The 16641-nt window shown below is 50.6% G+C and carries 17 protein-coding genes; 14 read left to right on the top strand and 3 right to left on the bottom strand.

Annotated elements, in window-relative coordinates; translation table 11 throughout:
* Positions 1-252 precede the first annotated feature (252 nt).
* Entirely contained in the window at positions 253-1581 is a 1329-nt protein-coding gene (locus J7445_RS03550) for an anaerobic C4-dicarboxylate transporter family protein (protein ID WP_070655516.1), read from the top strand.
* Positions 1582-1626: 45 nt separating this feature from the next.
* Here J7445_RS03550 and J7445_RS03545 read toward each other — a convergent pair whose 3' ends face one another.
* The gene (locus J7445_RS03545) at positions 1627-2592 is read right to left on the bottom strand and encodes an IS30 family transposase (protein WP_209283144.1); all 966 of its coding nucleotides are present in this window, start codon (positions 2590-2592) and stop codon (positions 1627-1629) included.
* A gap of 205 nt (positions 2593-2797) precedes the next feature.
* On the opposite strand from J7445_RS03545, the gene J7445_RS03540 reads away from it, so the two are divergent.
* The 5 genes from J7445_RS03540 to J7445_RS03520 all read left to right on the top strand — a co-directional run bounded on the left by J7445_RS03540 (position 2798) and on the right by J7445_RS03520 (position 6993).
* Complete coding sequence (locus tag J7445_RS03540) at positions 2798-2983, top strand: DUF3460 family protein (protein ID WP_003743254.1); 186 nt, start codon at positions 2798-2800, stop codon at positions 2981-2983.
* Positions 2984-2993: 10 nt separating this feature from the next.
* Positions 2994-3662: a class I SAM-dependent methyltransferase gene (locus tag J7445_RS03535; RefSeq protein ID WP_049225958.1), complete on the top strand. Its 669-nt coding sequence runs from the start codon at positions 2994-2996 to the stop codon at positions 3660-3662.
* Positions 3663-3666: 4 nt separating this feature from the next.
* On the top strand, positions 3667-4401 hold the full coding sequence (locus tag J7445_RS03530) for a tetratricopeptide repeat protein (RefSeq protein ID WP_146736850.1): 735 nt from the start codon (positions 3667-3669) through the stop codon (positions 4399-4401).
* Positions 4402-4480: 79 nt separating this feature from the next.
* Positions 4481-4966 (top strand): 5-(carboxyamino)imidazole ribonucleotide mutase, encoded by a 486-nt coding sequence (gene purE / locus J7445_RS03525; RefSeq protein WP_003743250.1) that lies wholly within the window; start codon positions 4481-4483, stop codon positions 4964-4966.
* Positions 4967-5085: 119 nt separating this feature from the next.
* Positions 5086-6993, top strand: a complete 1908-nt coding sequence (locus J7445_RS03520; RefSeq protein ID WP_209283143.1) for an ATP-binding cassette domain-containing protein — start codon at positions 5086-5088, stop codon at positions 6991-6993.
* Between the two features lie 70 nt (positions 6994-7063).
* Here J7445_RS03520 and guaB read toward each other — a convergent pair whose 3' ends face one another.
* Positions 7064-8527 carry an IMP dehydrogenase gene (guaB, locus tag J7445_RS03515; RefSeq protein ID WP_003743246.1) on the bottom strand — a complete coding sequence of 488 codons (1464 nt, stop codon included), beginning with the start codon at positions 8525-8527 and terminating at the stop codon, positions 7064-7066.
* A gap of 156 nt (positions 8528-8683) precedes the next feature.
* On the opposite strand from guaB, the gene J7445_RS12440 reads away from it, so the two are divergent.
* The 4 genes from J7445_RS12440 (at position 8684) to J7445_RS03495 (ending at position 11572) form a co-directional block, all read left to right on the top strand.
* Positions 8684-8938, top strand: coding sequence for an energy transducer TonB (locus tag J7445_RS12440; protein WP_209283341.1), 255 nt, complete (start codon positions 8684-8686; stop codon positions 8936-8938).
* A gap of 249 nt (positions 8939-9187) precedes the next feature.
* Positions 9188-10474, top strand: coding sequence for a phosphopyruvate hydratase (gene eno / locus J7445_RS03505; RefSeq protein ID WP_003756747.1), 1287 nt, complete (start codon positions 9188-9190; stop codon positions 10472-10474).
* Positions 10475-10490: 16 nt separating this feature from the next.
* Positions 10491-10769: a cell division protein FtsB gene (ftsB, locus tag J7445_RS03500; protein WP_003743241.1), complete on the top strand. Its 279-nt coding sequence runs from the start codon at positions 10491-10493 to the stop codon at positions 10767-10769.
* Positions 10770-11077: 308 nt separating this feature from the next.
* On the top strand, positions 11078-11572 hold the full coding sequence (locus J7445_RS03495; protein WP_070655729.1) for a hypothetical protein: 495 nt from the start codon (positions 11078-11080) through the stop codon (positions 11570-11572).
* A 160-nt stretch (positions 11573-11732) separates the two neighbouring features.
* Here the strand turns inward: J7445_RS03495 and J7445_RS03490 are convergent, their stop codons facing one another.
* Positions 11733-13106: a DEAD/DEAH box helicase gene (locus J7445_RS03490; protein ID WP_070655731.1), complete on the bottom strand. Its 1374-nt coding sequence runs from the start codon at positions 13104-13106 to the stop codon at positions 11733-11735.
* Positions 13107-13443: 337 nt separating this feature from the next.
* On the opposite strand from J7445_RS03490, the gene J7445_RS03485 reads away from it, so the two are divergent.
* The 4 genes from J7445_RS03485 to efp are packed head-to-tail and all read left to right on the top strand — an operon-like array spanning position 13444 to position 16505.
* Positions 13444-14388: a class I SAM-dependent methyltransferase gene (locus tag J7445_RS03485; RefSeq protein WP_070539014.1), complete on the top strand. Its 945-nt coding sequence runs from the start codon at positions 13444-13446 to the stop codon at positions 14386-14388.
* A 37-nt stretch (positions 14389-14425) separates the two neighbouring features.
* Positions 14426-14704, top strand: coding sequence for a hypothetical protein (locus J7445_RS03480; RefSeq protein ID WP_070539015.1), 279 nt, complete (start codon positions 14426-14428; stop codon positions 14702-14704).
* Positions 14705-14752: 48 nt separating this feature from the next.
* Positions 14753-15904 (top strand): elongation factor P maturation arginine rhamnosyltransferase EarP, encoded by a 1152-nt coding sequence (gene earP, locus J7445_RS03475; protein WP_070539016.1) that lies wholly within the window; start codon positions 14753-14755, stop codon positions 15902-15904.
* Between the two features lie 40 nt (positions 15905-15944).
* A complete protein-coding gene (gene efp, locus J7445_RS03470; RefSeq protein ID WP_002219406.1) occupies positions 15945-16505 on the top strand; it encodes an elongation factor P in 561 nt (186 codons plus the stop codon).
* The last annotated feature ends 136 nt before the right edge of the window (positions 16506-16641 follow it).

The raw sequence follows: 16641 nt of genomic DNA, 5'->3' as shown, positions 1-16641 counted from the left end.
TGAAAAGCGCTGGTCAAGTGAAATAAATGTATTTTTATTACAGTAAAATATTGTTAAGCGAATCTGCCTGATTTATAATTCCTACCATATTAAAAGATGAAGTTTTTGTATTTTATAGGCAAATGACTTCATCCTCTTTTTGTCTTTTTGTCTGTTGAAAATATTGAATATTTGCTCCATCGGTATTGGTGTGACTAGCCTGAAGCTGATATTTGCTTTATATCCTCAAATTACGGAGTGTTCATGTCCACAATGTTTTTTATCCAGTTCGCCATCGTACTGGTGTGTATCTTAATCGGCGCGCAGGTCGGCGGTATCGGTTTGGGCGTACTCGGCGGTGTCGGGCTGGCGGTTTTGGCCTTTGGTTTTCATCTTGAGCCGACCAGTCCGCCGATTGACGTGATGCTGATGATTATGGCGGTCGTTTCTGCCGCCGCATCGATGCAGGCAAGCGGCGGCTTGGACTACATGATTAAAATCGCCACCCGCGTTTTACACCGCAATCCGAAATACATTACCTTCATCGCGCCTGCGGTCACATACCTGTTTACCGTATTGGCAGGTACAGGACATGTCGCATATTCGGTATTGCCCGTTATTGCCGAAGTCAGCCGCCGCAACGGTATCCGCCCGTCGCGCCCGTTGACGATGGCGGTCATCGCGTCACAATTTGCCATTGTTGCCAGCCCGATTGCGGCCGCGGTCGTTGCCTGCGTTACCTACCTTGAGCCTCAACACATTACCATGGCTGATGTGCTGAAAGTGACTGTTCCTTCAACTATTCTCGGTATCGGTCTCGCCTGCGTATTCGTCAACAAGCTCGGCAAAGAGTTGAAAGACGACCCGCATTATCAGGCGTTGCTGAAAGACCCGGAATATGTAAAAGCCAATGAAAAAGATTCGGTTGAAGTATCCAATGCGCCCGTCAGCAAAGAGGCGAAACTTTCAGTCGGGATTTTCCTTGCTGCTGCGTTGCTGGTGGTGGTCATGGGTGCCGTACCGGAGTTGCGCCCGACCTTCCAAACGGAAGAAGGGGCTAAACTGATGGGCATGGCGCACACCATCGAAATCGTCATGCTTTCCGCTGCCGCGCTGATTATCCTGCTTTGCAAACCGAATGGTAACGCGATTACCAAAGGCTCGGTGTTCCATGCGGGGATGCGCGCCGTTATCGCCGTATTCGGCGTGGCATGGCTGGGCGACACATTGATGCACGGTCATTTGGCCGAAGTCAAAGAAACCGTGTCGCATTTGGTCGAAACCGCGCCGTGGACTTTTGCGTTTGCCCTGTTCATTTTGTCCGTCTTGGTCAACAGCCAAGGGGCGACCGTTGCAACGCTGTTCCCCATCGGTATTTCGCTGGGCATTCCCGCTCCGATTATCATCGGCACGTTTGTCGCGGTGAACGGCTATTTCTTCATCCCGAACTACGGTCCGATTATCGCGGCGATTGATTTTGACAGCACGGGTTCGACCAAAATCGGCAAATTTATTTTCAACCACAGCTTTATGATTCCCGGCCTCTTGAGCATGGTGTTCAGTTTGGCATTCGGTTTGCTGCTGGCGAATTACTTCTTTTAAGGTCATCTGAAAAAAGGTCCTTGGATTCGGATTTCAAGTGCAACACTAGTGTATCAGTGGTTTGAACAGATTCAAGAATAAAACACTTGGCGTTTCGTAGCCAAGTGTTTTTCTTGGCCGGTGGTTCAACTCATCTTGAACCCTGCGTATCTCCCGATCGCTGATGTTTCGGAAATCGGTTTGCTTGGGGAAATATTGCCGGATGAGTCCGTTAGTGTTTTCATTCAGTCCTTTTTCCCAAGAATGGTAAGGGTGGCAAAAATAAGTCTCCGCCTTCAATGCTTTGGCTATTTTGGTGTGTTGATAGAACTCTTTGCCGTTATCCATAGTGATGGTGTGCACTCTGGCTTTATGTGCCTTTAATGCCCTAACGGCTGCCAGAGCAGTGTCTTCGGCTTTGAGGCTATCCAATTTGCAGACGATGGTGTAGCGGGTAACGCGTTCGACCAAGGTCAGTAATGCGCTTTTCTGTCCTTTGCCGATGATGGTGTCGGCTTCCCAATCGCCGATGCGGGTTTTCTGGTCGACGATAGCGGGTCGGTTTTCTATGCCGACGCGGTTGGGCACTTTGCCTCTGGTCCATGTGCTGCCGTAGCGTTTGCGGTAGGGTTTGCTGCATATTCTGAGGTGTTGCCACAAGGTGCCGCCGTTGCTTTTGTCTTGGCGGAGGTAGCGGTAAATGGTGCTGTGGTGGAGCGTGATTTGGTGGTGTTTGCTCAGGTAGGCGCATACTTGTTCAGGACTGAGTTTGCGGCGGATAAGGGTGTCGATGTGTTGAATCAGCTGCGAATCAAGCTTATAGGGCTTTCGCTGGCGCTGTTTGGTAGTCCGGCTTTGCCGCTGGGCTTTTTCGGCACTGTATTGCTGCCCTTGGGTGCGGTGCCGTCTGATTTCGCGGCTGATGGTGCTTTTGTGTCGGTTAAGCTGTTTGGCGATTTCGGCGATGGTGCAGTGGCGGGACAGGTATTGGATATGGTATCGTTCGTCTTGGGTCAGTTGTGTGTAGCTCATGGCAATCTTTCTTGCAGGAAAGGCCGTATGCTACCGCATACTGGCCTTTTCCTGTTAGGGAAAGTTGCACTTCAAATGCGAATCCGCCGTCGTCTGAAAACACAAAATGCGTTTTCAGACGACCTTTGCATTAGGATTATCCGCTATAATATCACCGCATAACAAAACCCGTCTTTTACGACCCTATCCCCACGGAGCGTACAAAATGTACCACTACAAATCCGAAGCCACCCAGTTTCTCGACAAACTTATCGAAGACAATCCGCAACTGGAAACGCAACGCCTAGAAAACCGCCACCTGCTTTGGGATGTCGAATTAAATCCGCAAGAGCAGGCAGAGTTTGAGGCTGCCAAAGTCGCCAAAAAACCCTACACATACTATCAAGACTGATCGTGCCGAAATGACCGTCCGCACATCCAACACACCTGCCGGACTACAGGACTACCTCAATACCATCGGACAAGCGGAGCATCCCGTCCTTGCCGCATTGCGCGAGCGCACGCTTTCACACCGATTAGGCAATATGGCCATTGCCCGCGAACAAGCCGCCCTACTTTCTTGGTTGGCGCAGCTTATCCGTGTCGAAAAATATTTGGAAATCGGCGTGTTTACAGGATACAGCAGCACCGCCGTCGCGCTTGCATTGCCCGAGCATGGCAAAGTTACCGCCTGCGACATCAACGTAACATTTACCGACATAGCGCGCGAAACTTGGCGGGCGGCAGGGGTGGAACACAAAATTTCGCTGTACCTGCAACCTGCCCTTTTGACTTTGGACGACCTGATAGCGCAAGGCGAAGCGGAAAGTTACGACCTGGCCCTGATAGATGCGGATAAGCCCCCTACCCCGCAATATTTCGAACGTTGCCTGAAGCTTGTACGTAAGGGAGGCATTATCGCCATCGACAATGTTTTGCTGAACGGCCGGGTCTTGCATGAGGGCGACGAACACTCCCCGCCCAGCTTGAAAATACTGCAAACATTCAACCGCAGCTTGCCCGAAGATGAACGTATCGTTCCCATTACCCTACCCGTCGGCGACGGATTGACCCTTCTATTGAAAAAATAAACCGATGAAAACAAACCTGCTTATCCGACTGCTCCCCATTGCCTTTACCGCCGCCTGTACTTCCGTTTCATCCCCGTCTTCAGACGACACTTTTTCGCTGCCGGATATTCCCGATAGCCCGCAGAAAGTATCCATCCCCTATCCCAAGCTCGACGAACAGACACAAATCGACCATTTGGGCGTACAGGTTGCACGCATTGAGCGGGAAATGGAGGCAGTAAACCTTCGTTTGCAGCAAATCGAGCAGCAAAACAAAATCCACTCCCGTCCTGCTAAGAAAACCGTGTCTCAACGCTTGGACGACCAGAAGCTCAAAAAACATTATCTGGAGAACGGCGGTATCGCGCCGACCGAAACAGATTCGCTTACCCTAAACGAAACCCGTCTTTACGAGCGTGCATCCAAATACTACCGCAGCGAGAATTACCGGGCGGCGGCAGCCATTCTGAAGGAAGCCGACGGCGGTAACGGCAGCGATATTGCGCGCCGCAATATGTATCTGTTGCTGCAAAGCCAACAGCGCATGGGCCACTGCGAATCCGTCATCGAAATCGGCGGACGCTACGCCAACCGCTTCCGCAGCAGCCCGCAAGCCCCCGACGCGCTCTTCAGCATCGGACAATGCCAATACAAACTGCAACAGAAAGACATCGCCCGCAACACATGGCGCAAGCTGATACAGAGCTATCCCGATAGCGAAGCTGCCAAACGCGCCGCTATCAGTATCAAGCAACGATAACTTTTCAGACGATCTCCCCCCTATTCGAAGGTCGTCTGAAATCATTCATTGAATAATGTTTTATACAATAGGAGCAAATATGGCCAAAATCGGCATCATCATGGGCAGCAACAGCGACTGGCCCGTCATGCAGCAGGCAGCGCAGTTTCTCAAAGAGTTCGGCGTCGAATACGAAGCCCGCGTCGTGTCCGCACACCGCACCCCTGATTTAATGTTCGAATACGCTGAAACCGCCCGCGAACGCGGCATCAAAGCCATCATCGCCGGTGCGGGTGGCGCAGCACACCTGCCCGGCATGGTTGCCGCCAAAACCACCGTCCCTGTATTGGGCGTTCCCGTACCCAGCAAATACCTGCGAGGCGAAGACTCCCTGCTCTCCATTGTGCAAATGCCCAAAGGCGTTCCCGTCGCCACCTTCGCCATCGGAGAAGCAGGCGCCGCCAACGCCGCCCTGTTCGCCATCTCGCTGCTTGCCAACGAAGATCCCGAGCTGGCGCAAAAACTTGCCGATTTCCGCGCCAAGCAGGAGCAAACCGTTTTAGACATGGAATTACCCGAAGCCTGATATAAAAAAGGTCGTCTGAAAACGGATTTTCGTTTTTCAGACGACCTTTTTGCCTGATTTCAAAGAAACCTTCAAAATCGTTTAAAATCCATACCCTTTCATCTTTCTCAATCTGCCTTATGAACATCTTATCCGTAGAAAACGCTTCCTTTACCGTCGGCCATGTCGCCTTGCTCGACAAAACTTCCTTCCAACTCGACAGCGGTGAAAAAATCGGCCTAATCGGTCGCAACGGCGCGGGTAAGTCTTCGTTTCTGAAAATCCTCGCCGGCGTGCAGAAGCTCGACGACGGGCAGATTATCGTTCAAAACAACCTCAAAATCGTTTATGTGCCGCAGGAATCGTTTTTCGACAAGGAAGCCACCGTATTCGACACCGTCGCCGAAGGCTTGGGCGAAATCCGCGATTTGCTGCGCCGTTACCACCGCGTCAGCCATGATTTGGAACACAATTCAGACGACGTTTTATTAAAAGAACTCAATGAATTGCAGCTTGAAATCGAAGCGAAGGACGGCTGGAAGCTGGATGCGGCGGTGAAGCAGACTTTGAGCGAACTCGGCTTGCCGGAAAACGAAAAAATCGGCAACCTCTCCGGCGGGCAGAAAAAACGCGTCGCCCTGGCGCAGGCTTGGGTGCAGAAGCCCGACGTATTGCTGCTGGACGAGCCGACCAACCATTTGGACATAGACGCGATTATCTGGCTGGAAAACCTGCTGAAAGCGTTTGAAGGCAGCCTGGTCGTGATTACCCACGATCGCCGTTTTCTGGACAATATTGCTACGCGCATCGTCGAACTCGACCGCGGCATTCTGCGCTCCTATCCCGGCTCGTTCTCCAAATACAGCGAGAAAAAAGCGCAAGAGTTGGCAGTAGAAGCGGAACACAACCGCCTCTTCGACAAATTCCATGCGCAGGAAGAAGCGTGGATACGCAAAGGTATCGAAGCACGCCGTACCCGCAACGAAGGACGCGTGCGCCGTTTGGAAGAACTGCGCCGCCAACGTGCCGAACGCCGCAACGTGCAAGGACAGGTCAATTTCAAGCTCGACAGCGGAGAGAAAAGCGGCAAAATCATCGCCGAGCTGGAACACGCCTCGTTTGCCTATGGCGACAAAGTCATCATGGACAAATTTTCCGCCATCTTGCAGCGCGGTGACAAAATCGGCTTAATCGGCCCAAACGGTATCGGCAAAACCACCTTCCTCAAGCTGATTCTGGGCGAATTGCAGCCGACCTACGGCAGAATCCGCATCGGCAGCAAGCAGGAAGTCGCCTATTTTGACCAGTTCCGCAGCGCGTTGAACGAAAACGACACCGTGTTTTACACGCTCGGACAAGGCAACGATTACGTCGAAATCGGCGGCAAGAAAAAACACGTCATGAGCTATCTGGAAGATTTTCTGTTTCACCCTGCCCGCGCGCAAAGCCCCGTCTCATCGCTCTCCGGCGGCGAACGTAACCGCCTCCTGCTGGCAAAACTTTTTACCCGCCCCGCCAATATCCTGGTCTTGGACGAACCGACCAACGACTTGGACATCGACACCCAAGAGCTGCTCGAAGACCTGCTGCGCGATTACCAGGGCACGGTATTCCTCGTCTCGCACGACCGTATGTTCCTTGATAACGTAATTACCCAAAGCATTGTTTTCGAAGGACAAGGCCGTCTGAAAGAATACATCGGCGGCTATCAGGACTATATCGACGCAAAATCACGCGAAGAGAAAATTCAGACGACCGCTGCGCCGAAAATAACCGCAGAACCGGAAAAAGCCAAACCCAAAGCCAACCGCACGGTCAAACTTTCCTACAAAGAACAACGCGAACTCGACGCCCTGCCCGACGAAATCGCCGCCTTGGAAACCGAACAGGCGGAAATCAACGCGCAACTTTCCGATCCTGAAATTTTCAAAGATTACGAAAAAGCCGGCGCATTGCAAAACCGTGCCGAAGAAATCGAAACACTGCTCTTGGAAAAATTGGAACGCTGGGAGCTTCTGGAGGCTAAGCAGAACGGTGAAGCAATCTGATTTTTAGGGCATTATTCAGACAATAAAAAAGGTCGTCTGAAACTTTCAGACGACCTTTTTTCACTTTACCTTAGCGGTGATAGTTCGGTGCTTCTTTGGTAATTTGAACATCGTGAACGTGGGATTCGCTCATACCGGCGGAGGTAATTTCTACAAATTCCGCTTTTTCGTGCATTTCTGCGATATTGGCGCAGCCCAAATAGCCCATGCTGGAACGCAGGCCGCCGGTCAGTTGGTGAATAATGTTCACAATCGGGCCTTTGTAGGGAACGCGGCCTTCGATACCTTCGGGGACATATTTGTCGGTGCTGTCGGTTTTATCTTGGAAGTAGCGGTCGGCGGAGCCTTGGCTCATTGCACCCAGAGAACCCATGCCGCGGTAAGATTTGTACGAGCGGCCTTGGTAGAGTTCGATTTCGCCCGGTGCTTCTTCCGTACCGGCAAACATGCCGCCGAGCATGACGCTGTATGCGCCCGCTGCCAAGGCTTTGGCGATGTCGCCGGAGAAGCGGATGCCGCCGTCGGCAATCAGTGGAACGCCGGTGCCTTTGAGGGCTTCGGCAACGTTGTGAATGGCAGTCAGTTGCGGCACGCCTACGCCCGCAACGATACGGGTGGTACAAATCGAACCCGGTCCGATACCGACTTTGACGGCGTCTGCTCCTGCTGCGACCAAATCCAAAGCGGCTTTGGCGGTTGCGATATTGCCGCCGATGACTTGGATGTGCGGATAGGTTTCTTTCACCCATTTCACGCGCTCGATAACGCCTTGGCTATGACCGTGTGCAGTATCGACGACGATGACGTCGACTCCCGCTCCGACCAAGGCTTTTACGCGCTCTTCGGTGTCGCCGCCTGTGCCGACAGCCGCGCCTACGCGCAAACGGCCTTCGGAGTCTTTGTTGGCATTTGGAAACTCGGTGGTTTTCAAAATATCTTTTACGGTAATCAAGCCTTTAAGCTCGTCTTTTTCGTTCAAGACCAAAACACGCTCGACTTTATGTTCGTGCATCAGTTCGCGCGCTTCGTCGATGCTTGTGCCTTCGGGAACGGTAACCAAGCGTTCGCGCGGGGTCATGATGGCGGAAACGGGCAGGTCGAGGCGGTTTTCAAAACGCAGGTCGCGGTTGGTAACGATACCGACCACTTTGCCGTTTTCAACGACGGGCAGACCGGACATTTTGCGTTTGCGTTGTGCGCGCATTTCCAATACTTCACGAATAAGCGTCGTTGGCGCAACCGTAATAGGGTCTTTCACCACGCCGCTCTCATGGCGTTTCACTTTGGAAACGGCACGCGCCTGCATTTCGGGCGTCATGTTTTTATGGATAATGCCGATACCGCCTTCTTGCGCCATGGAAATGGCGAGGCGTGCTTCGGTAACGGTATCCATTGCAGCGGAAAGTAAGGGGAGGTTGAGCGTGATTTCGCGGGTGAGCTTGGTTTGAAGTTTAACGTCTCGTGGCAGCACGGTTGAATGTGCAGGAACCAACAAAACATCGTCGAAAGTATAGGCTTTTTCTACGATACGCATGATGCTCAGTCTTTCAGTTTGTGCAAGATGCACGGCATTATAGCATTTAAATGCCAACCTTGACAAAATTTTGCAAGAACTTTGTTATTTTTTTACACGATGATAAATGCCCGGAAATTTTGATAGCGATTTTGTTTTTCCAACAAAGTTGCCAATATACCTGTTCCCAAATATCCTGTTTATTTCCTAGAAAATGGAGAGAAAGGACAAGTCATTCTCGGCGTAAGGGCTTTAAATAATCTCTCAAATATGGTTCGCATTATTGAAAGCAGCGGCTATCACAGATTAGACAATGCTGCTCTCCAACCCCTTAAAAACATCCTCATTTATCCCAAAATTCGAAAAGATATTGAATATTATCGGCTGGTTAAATGCTCATTCGAATCGTTTTCAGACAGCCTCTCTGTCTAAAACAAAGCATTCTCGGTAAGCTCCCCTGCCCTGAAACTTCAAAAACTGTTAAAATGCGAGGCTGCTTGAGCAGATATTATTTTTTGTGCAAACCGATGTTGACGTGAAACAAACTTACAGTCGATTTCATCGCGATTCTGGTATCGCTATCGGTATAATCGCCATTGATATACTTTCAGCGGCAATCATAGGTCGTCTGAAATGTAACAAAGCTACTTTTCTTTTTTCATCCTCATTTGGAGAATATTCATGAGTGCAATCGTTGATATTTTTGCCCGCGAGATTTTGGATTCACGCGGCAACCCCACCGTAGAATGCGATGTATTGCTGGAGTCCGGCGTAATGGGCCGTGCCGCCGTACCGAGCGGTGCGTCTACCGGTCAAAAAGAGGCTTTGGAACTTCGCGACGGCGACAAATCCCGCTACTCGGGCAAAGGCGTATTGAAAGCAGTTGAACACGTCAACAACCAAATTGCCCAAGCACTGATCGGTATCGATGCCAACGAACAGTCCTACATCGACAAAATCATGATCGAGCTGGACGGCACTGAAAACAAAGGCAATTTGGGTGCGAATGCTACTTTGGCAGTTTCTATGGCTGTTGCCCGCGCGGCTGCCGAAGATTCAGGTCTGCCGCTTTACCGTTACTTGGGCGGCGCCGGTCCTATGGCTTTGCCTGTTCCGATGATGAACGTTATCAACGGCGGCGAACATGCCAATAACAGCTTGAACATTCAAGAATTTATGATTATGCCTGTCGGCGCGAAATCTTTCCGCGAAGCCCTGCGCTGCGGTGCCGAAATTTTCCACGCGCTGAAAAAACTGTGTGACGGCAAAGGTTTCCCGACTACTGTTGGCGATGAAGGCGGTTTCGCACCTAATCTGAACAGCCACAAAGAAGCCCTGCAACTGATGGTTGAAGCAACCGAAGCTGCTGGTTACAAAGCAGGCGATGATGTCTTGTTTGCTTTGGACTGCGCATCCAGCGAGTTTTACAAAGACGGCAAATACCACTTGGAAGCCGAAGGCCGTTCTTACACCAGCGCAGAATTTGCCGAATACCTTGAAGGCTTGGTTAACGAATTCCCGATTATTTCCATCGAAGACGGTATGGATGAAAACGACTGGGAAGGCTGGAAACTCCTCACCGAAAAACTCGGCAGCAAAGTACAACTGGTCGGCGACGACTTGTTCGTAACCAATCCGAAAATCCTTGCCGAAGGCATCGAAAAAGGCGTGGCAAACGCATTGCTGGTCAAAGTCAACCAAATCGGTACTTTGAGCGAAACCTTGCAAGCGGTTGACTTGGCAAAACGCAGCCGTTACGCCAGTGTAATGAGCCACCGTTCGGGCGAAACCGAAGACAGCACCATTGCCGACTTGGCAGTCGCTACCAACTGTATGCAGATCAAAACCGGCTCATTGAGCCGCTCCGACCGCATGGCGAAATACAACCAACTGCTGCGCATCGAGGAAGAATTGGCAGAAGCTGCCTACTACCCCGGCAAAGCCGCATTCTATCAACTGGGCAAATAAGAAAAGGTATTGATGTATGAAGTGGGTAACTGTTGTTTTATCCATCGCGCTCGCTTACTGCCAATACAGCCTTTGGTTTGGAAAGGGCAGTATCGGGCATACGGAAGAATTGCAGGAACAACTTTCCGTGCAGGAGGAGAAAAACCAGACGCTCACTTTGCGCAACCAGTTCCTTGCTGCGGAAGTCGATGATTTGGCGAACGGTCAAGAAGCGATTTCTGAAATTGCCCGTGTGGAATTGGGTTACGTCCAAGACGGCGAAACCTATTACCGTTTTATCGAACGCAGCCGTTAATTGCCCTGAATGGAAACAAAAGGTCGTCTGAAAATTTTCAGACGACCTTCTTTTATTTGTAGCTTGGACCTTCCCTGCGAAAACAACTTGATTTTATGAAAATATTCAGGGTTTGCTGCTACTTCAAACTTTCATATCCCTGCCTATGCGGAAATGACGGTATTGATGAAAGTTTCTTAATTTTAAATTGTACAAAAAATAAAATGTCCTCAAATAGTGAAAACAAATAAAAATAGAAATAAGAATTGATTGCATTTAACTTTTGAACTAATATAACGCCATCCTTCCTACCTCGTCTGAAGCTTGCCATGCGTTACCACTTTCCGATTTCTGTCGATATGTTTGACTTTCTGACCACGGGCCGATTTGATTATTTGGAAATCGGACAAACTGCAGAAATGATTTTACAAATGTTTCCCGCCCCCGAATGTGTTCCTAAAGGGCTTTTAGTGAAAAAAGGATGGAATATCTGGCTTTATGGCAATATTGAGCTGCATTTTTCAGACGACTGCCTTACTCAAATCCGTGCTGATTTCCAACCTGGAGAGCCATTAAACGGCGGACGCTGGTTAAGTCTTAATCCCTGGTTTTTCAATCATGCAGACAAGCTTGATTTGTATTCGACTATTGCAAAACTGGTACAGCACCGCATTGACTTTATCAAAATAGATACACCTTCCGCCCTGATTCTGCGCTTGCAAAGCGGTGTGGAACTGATGTTTGAGAAATTCAGCGGACAGCGGTTATTTGCATTTTGCAAACAGAAAACCACGCTTCCTCAATGGGCGCATGAGCCGGTATAAATTTTTTATGCCATCATTGAAACCATCTATCTCAGGCCATTGCCGTCCTCCGTTTCATCATAATAAAAAGGTCGTCTGAAATCAATTTTCAGACGACCTTTTTTGTCGGACAACGAGGTATCAATACTGCTTAATATCCGCTATTGATTTGACTTTAGCATCAGCCTCTTTTCGCTGGACGGCTTGGTTTCGAGCCGAAAGAATCGTTGGCTTTACGTTTACCTTTAAAGCCTTCGCCGCCTTTCTTAAATCCTTCTTTTTTGAAACCTTCGCTGCGTGATTTGCCACCAAAGCCTTCTTTGCCCGGTTTCTTATCGCCGCGCCAGCCGCCGGATTTTCTATCGCCCCAGCCGCCTTTGCCTTTCGGTTTGCCGCCTGCGGATTTGCGCTTGCGGGTCGGCTCCATGCCTTCGACGGTTACTTCGTTCAGCTTACGGTCGATATATTTTTCGATTTTGTGCACTTTGACGTATTCGTTCACTTCGGCAAAGGTAATCGCAATACCCGTGCGCCCTGCCCGTCCGGTACGGCCGATGCGGTGAACGTAGTCTTCCGCCTGTTTCGGCAGGTCGTAGTTGATAACGTGGGTAATGGTCGGCACGTCGATACCGCGTGCGGCAACGTCGGTGGCAACCAAAATTTTGCAGCGGCCTTTGCGCAAATCCATCAGCGTGCGGTTTCGCCAGCCCTGCGGCATGTCGCCGTGCAGGCAGTTGGCGGCGAAACCTTTTTCGTACAAATCGTCGGCGATGACTTCGGTCATGGCTTTGGTGGACGTAAAAATCACGCATTGGTCGATGTTGGCGTCGCGCAGGATGTGGTCGAGCAGGCGGTTTTTGTGGCGCATATCGTCGCAGTACAGCAACTGCTCTTCTATTTTGCCTTGGTCGTCCACACGCTCGACTTCGACGACTTCAGGGTTTTTCGTCAGTTTGCGCGCCAGTTTGCCGACTGCACCGTCCCAAGTGGCGGAGAACAATAAAGTCTGACGGTCGGTCGGAGTGGCTTCGACAATGGTTTCGATGTCGTCGATAAAGCCCATGTCCAACATACGGTCTGCTTCATCCAAAATCAGCACTTCCAAACGGTCAAAATCGACTTTGCCGCTTTGCATCAAGTCCATCAGACGGCCCGGAGTGGCGACAATCAGGTCAACCGGCTTGCTCAGGGCGCGGGTTTGGTAGCCAAAAGATGCTCCGCCGACGATGCTGACGGTGCGGAACCAGCGCATATTTTTAGCGTACGCCAGCGCGTTTTTCTCGACTTGTGCCGCCAATTCGCGGGTCGGCGTCAACACCAACGCGCGCGGGCCTTTGCCCGATTTTTCGCTGCGCTTGGTCAGCCGCTGCAAAGTCGGCAGCAGAAAGGCGGCGGTTTTGCCGGAGCCGGTTTGCGCCGAAGCCATGATGTCGCGGCCTTCCAAAGCAAACGGAATGGCTTGCGCCTGAATCGGCGTCGGACTTTCGTAACCCTCGCTGCTTACGGCGGACAAAATGTTTTTATCAAGGTTCAAATCGGCAAATTTAATAGACATGGCTATCCTAAAAAGACAACAACGCGCACGTCTGAACGGTTTTCAGACGACCTGAAGCAAAGGAAAGTAACGATACGGGAAATGTGAAGTTACAGGGTTGTCGCAAGCATCTTGCTTGTGGTTAACATCGACGACAACCTGCACAGAAAGGCTTGGCAAATAAGCAAGCAATAAAAGAAACGCACCCGAAACGGCGGTTTAGGTTGGAAGACGATGGCTTCGTATAAAAAGGCGAACGGCGGATAATATCGATTTTATGGATAACGGTCAAGCAAAAAGGCATCAAGTGCGTTAAAATCCAAACCTTTCCCAATACTCATTCAGGCCGTCTGAAACCATGACCGACATAACTCCCTTCGCCAACCGCATGGGCAAAAACATCAAACATCTCATGAAATGGGCGAAACGCAACGGCATCAAAGCCTGGCGCATTTACGACCGCGACATCCCCCAATTCCCTTTTGCCGTCGATGTTTACGGCGACCAAATCCACCTTCAGGAATACGATACCGGCTGGCTGATGCAGCCCGAAGAATACGAAGCATGGCTTGCCGAAGTATTGGAAGCCGTCGCCTTCGTTACCGGTTTTGCGCCCGAACAAATCCACCTCAAACGCCGCGAACGCCAAAAAGGCTTGCAGCAATACGAGAAAACCGGCAAAACCGGCGACGATTTCGTCATCACCGAAAACGGCCGCAAGTTTTGGGTCAACCTCGACAAATACCTCGACACCGGCCTCTTTCTCGACCACCGCAACACGCGTAAAAAAGTCGGCGAAACCGCAGCGGGCAAACGCTTCCTCAACCTGTTTTCCTACACCGGCAGCTTCACCGTCTATGCAGCCACCGGCGGCGCGGTATCCAGCGAAACTGTCGACTTGTCGAACACTTATCTCGATTGGGCGAAACGCAATTTTGAACTCAACGGCATCAGCCCCGAACAACACCAAATCGTCCGCGCCGACGTGTTCCAATACCTGCAAAACGCCGCCTCCGAAGGCAAACAGTTCAACCTCATCGTCATGGATCCGCCCAGTTTCTCCAACAGCAAAAAGATGCTCGACATCCTCGACATCCAGCGCGACCACAAAAAACTGATTGACGGCGCGATGGACCTGCTCGCTTCAGATGGCATTTTGTACTTCTCCAACAACTTGCGCAGCTTCGCCTTGGACGACTCGGTATCAGAACAATACGCCGTCAAAGACATTTCCAAACAATCCGTCCCCGACGATTTCCGCAACAAGAAAATCCATCAGTGTTGGGAAATCAGACATAAATAACCGCCCTCTTCCAATTATTTTGAACTGATTACACACCATGTCCAAAATCCTTATCATCCGCTGGCTTATCATCTGCCTGATACCTTTAATCACGCTTGCTATTTTCGTCGTCAATCCGCCCGAAGACGAGGCGCAGCACTTAATCAACGGCATCATTCTTGCCTGTGAAGCGACGTTTTTGTTCAAATTCGTCCTTCTCGACACCATCAAGCATCATCTTAAACAAGAGTTTGATTTGAAACGTCAAACCATGCTGCTGTTTATTCCAATCGTTTTGCTGATTGTGTATTTATTCCACTATTTCGGCGCGTTTTAGTTTTGAAAAGGTCGTCTGAAACCGATTTCAGACGACCTCAAGTCTTTTATGAATACACACGTTTTTCCTGTTTGTTGGATTTTTTGCAACGTCATCGACAATTTCGGCGACATCGGCGTTTCCCTGCGGCTTGCCCGTGTTTTGCATCGTGAACTCGGTTGGCAGGTGCATTTGTGGACGGACGATGTGTCCGCCTTGCGTGCGCTTTGCCCAGATTTGCCTGATGTTCCCTGCGTTTATCAGGATATTCATGTCCGCACTTGGCGTTCCGATGCAGCAGACATCGATGCTGCACCTGTTCCCAATATCGTTATCGAAACTTTTGCCTGCGATCTGCCCGAAAATGTGTTGCACATCATCCGCCAACACAAACCGCTTTGGCTGAATTGGGAGTATTTGAGCGCGGAAGAAAGCAATGAAAGGCTGCATCTGATGCCTTCGCTGCAGGAGGGCGTTCAAAAATATTTTTGGTTTATGGGTTTCAGCGAAAAAAGCGGCGGGCTGATACGCGAACGCGATTACCGTGATGCCGTCCGTTTCGATACCGGAGCCCTGCGTCGGCGGCTGATGCTGCCGGAGAAAAACGCGCCCGAATGGCTGCTTTTCGGCTATCGGAGCGATATTTGGGCGAAGTGGCTGGACATGTGGCAACAGGCAGGCAGCCCGCTGACCCTACTGCTGGCGGGTACGCAAATTATCGACAGCCTCAAACAAAGCGGCGTTATTCCGCAAGATGCGCTACAAAACGACGGCGATGTTTTTCAGACGACCTCAGTCCGCCTCGTCAAAATCCCTTTCGTGCCGCAACAGGATTTCGACAAACTGTTACACCTAGCCGACTGCGCCGTGATACGCGGCGAAGACAGTTTCGTGCGCGCCCAGCTTGCGGGCAAACCCTTCTTTTGGCACATCTATCCGCAAGATGAAAACGTCCATCTCGACAAACTCCACGCCTTTTGGGATAAGGCACACGGCTTCTACACGCCCGAAACCGCCTCGGCACACCGCCGCCTTTCAGACGACCTCAACGGCGGAGAGGCATTATCCGCAACGCAGCGCCTCGAATGTTGGCAAATCCTGCAACAACATCAAAACGACTGGCGGCAAGGCGCAGGGGAGTGGAGCCGTTGTCTTTTCGAGCAGCCGTCAGCCCCTGAAAAACTCGCTGCCTTTATTTCAAAGTATAAAAAAATACGCTAAAATAGCGCGTTTATTTACAACCGATTTGATTGGACAATACATGAAAACAGCACAAGAACTGCGCGCCGGCAACGTATTCATGGTCGGCAACGATCCTATGGTCGTTCAAAAAACCGAATACATCAAAGGCGGCCGCTCTTCCGCCAAAGTCAGCATGAAACTGAAAAACCTGCTGACCGGTGCCGCTTCCGAAACCATTTACAAAGCCGACGACAAATTCGACGTCGTCATCCTGTCCCGCAAAAACTGTACTTACAGCTACTTTGCCGATCCTATGTACGTCTTCATGGACGAAGAATTCAACCAATACGAAATCGAAGCCGACAACATCGGCGACGCGTTGAAATTCATCGTTGACGGTATGGAAGACCAATGCGAAGTAACCTTCTACGAAGGTAACCCTATTTCTGTCGAGCTGCCCACCATCATCGTACGCGAAGTCGAATACACCGAGCCTGCCGTTAAAGGCGACACTTCCGGCAAAGTGATGAAAACCGCACGTCTGGTCGGCGGCACTGAAATCCAAGTGATGTCTTACATCGAAAACGGCGACAAAGTCGAAATCGATACCCGTACCGGCGAATTCCGCAAACGCGCTTAAGCATCGTTTGCAATCCAAGACAAAAGGTCGTCTGAAAAGTTTCAGACGACCTTTTGTCTATTTTACAACCATCGTTCTGCAAGTTGCCTGGATTCGCCGCATTACGCTGCAAAACGCCCTGTCCAAGCCGTTTTTA

Origin of the sequence: Neisseria sicca, from assembly GCF_017753665.1 — a bacterium.
Classification (GTDB): Bacteria; Pseudomonadota; Gammaproteobacteria; order Burkholderiales; family Neisseriaceae; genus Neisseria; species Neisseria flava.
The sequence above is the reverse complement of the archived record's forward strand: the minus strand, read 5'-3'. Positions and strand labels throughout refer to the sequence as shown.

Coding starts and splice junctions, on each gene's coding strand:
- J7445_RS03550 (WP_070655516.1), top strand. CDS start 253: ATGTTTTTTATCCAGTTCGCCATCGTACTGGTGTGTATCTTAATCGGC.
- J7445_RS03545 (WP_209283144.1), bottom strand. CDS start 2,592: ATGAGCTACACACAACTGACCCAAGACGAACGATACCATATCCAATAC.
- J7445_RS03540 (WP_003743254.1), top strand. CDS start 2,798: ATGTACCACTACAAATCCGAAGCCACCCAGTTTCTCGACAAACTTATC.
- J7445_RS03535 (WP_049225958.1), top strand. CDS start 2,994: ATGACCGTCCGCACATCCAACACACCTGCCGGACTACAGGACTACCTC.
- J7445_RS03530 (WP_146736850.1), top strand. CDS start 3,667: ATGAAAACAAACCTGCTTATCCGACTGCTCCCCATTGCCTTTACCGCC.
- purE (WP_003743250.1), top strand. CDS start 4,481: ATGGCCAAAATCGGCATCATCATGGGCAGCAACAGCGACTGGCCCGTC.
- J7445_RS03520 (WP_209283143.1), top strand. CDS start 5,086: ATGAACATCTTATCCGTAGAAAACGCTTCCTTTACCGTCGGCCATGTC.
- guaB (WP_003743246.1), bottom strand. CDS start 8,527: ATGCGTATCGTAGAAAAAGCCTATACTTTCGACGATGTTTTGTTGGTT.
- eno (WP_003756747.1), top strand. CDS start 9,188: ATGAGTGCAATCGTTGATATTTTTGCCCGCGAGATTTTGGATTCACGC.
- ftsB (WP_003743241.1), top strand. CDS start 10,491: ATGAAGTGGGTAACTGTTGTTTTATCCATCGCGCTCGCTTACTGCCAA.
- J7445_RS03495 (WP_070655729.1), top strand. CDS start 11,078: ATGCGTTACCACTTTCCGATTTCTGTCGATATGTTTGACTTTCTGACC.
- J7445_RS03490 (WP_070655731.1), bottom strand. CDS start 13,106: ATGTCTATTAAATTTGCCGATTTGAACCTTGATAAAAACATTTTGTCC.
- J7445_RS03485 (WP_070539014.1), top strand. CDS start 13,444: ATGACCGACATAACTCCCTTCGCCAACCGCATGGGCAAAAACATCAAA.
- J7445_RS03480 (WP_070539015.1), top strand. CDS start 14,426: ATGTCCAAAATCCTTATCATCCGCTGGCTTATCATCTGCCTGATACCT.
- earP (WP_070539016.1), top strand. CDS start 14,753: ATGAATACACACGTTTTTCCTGTTTGTTGGATTTTTTGCAACGTCATC.
- efp (WP_002219406.1), top strand. CDS start 15,945: ATGAAAACAGCACAAGAACTGCGCGCCGGCAACGTATTCATGGTCGGC.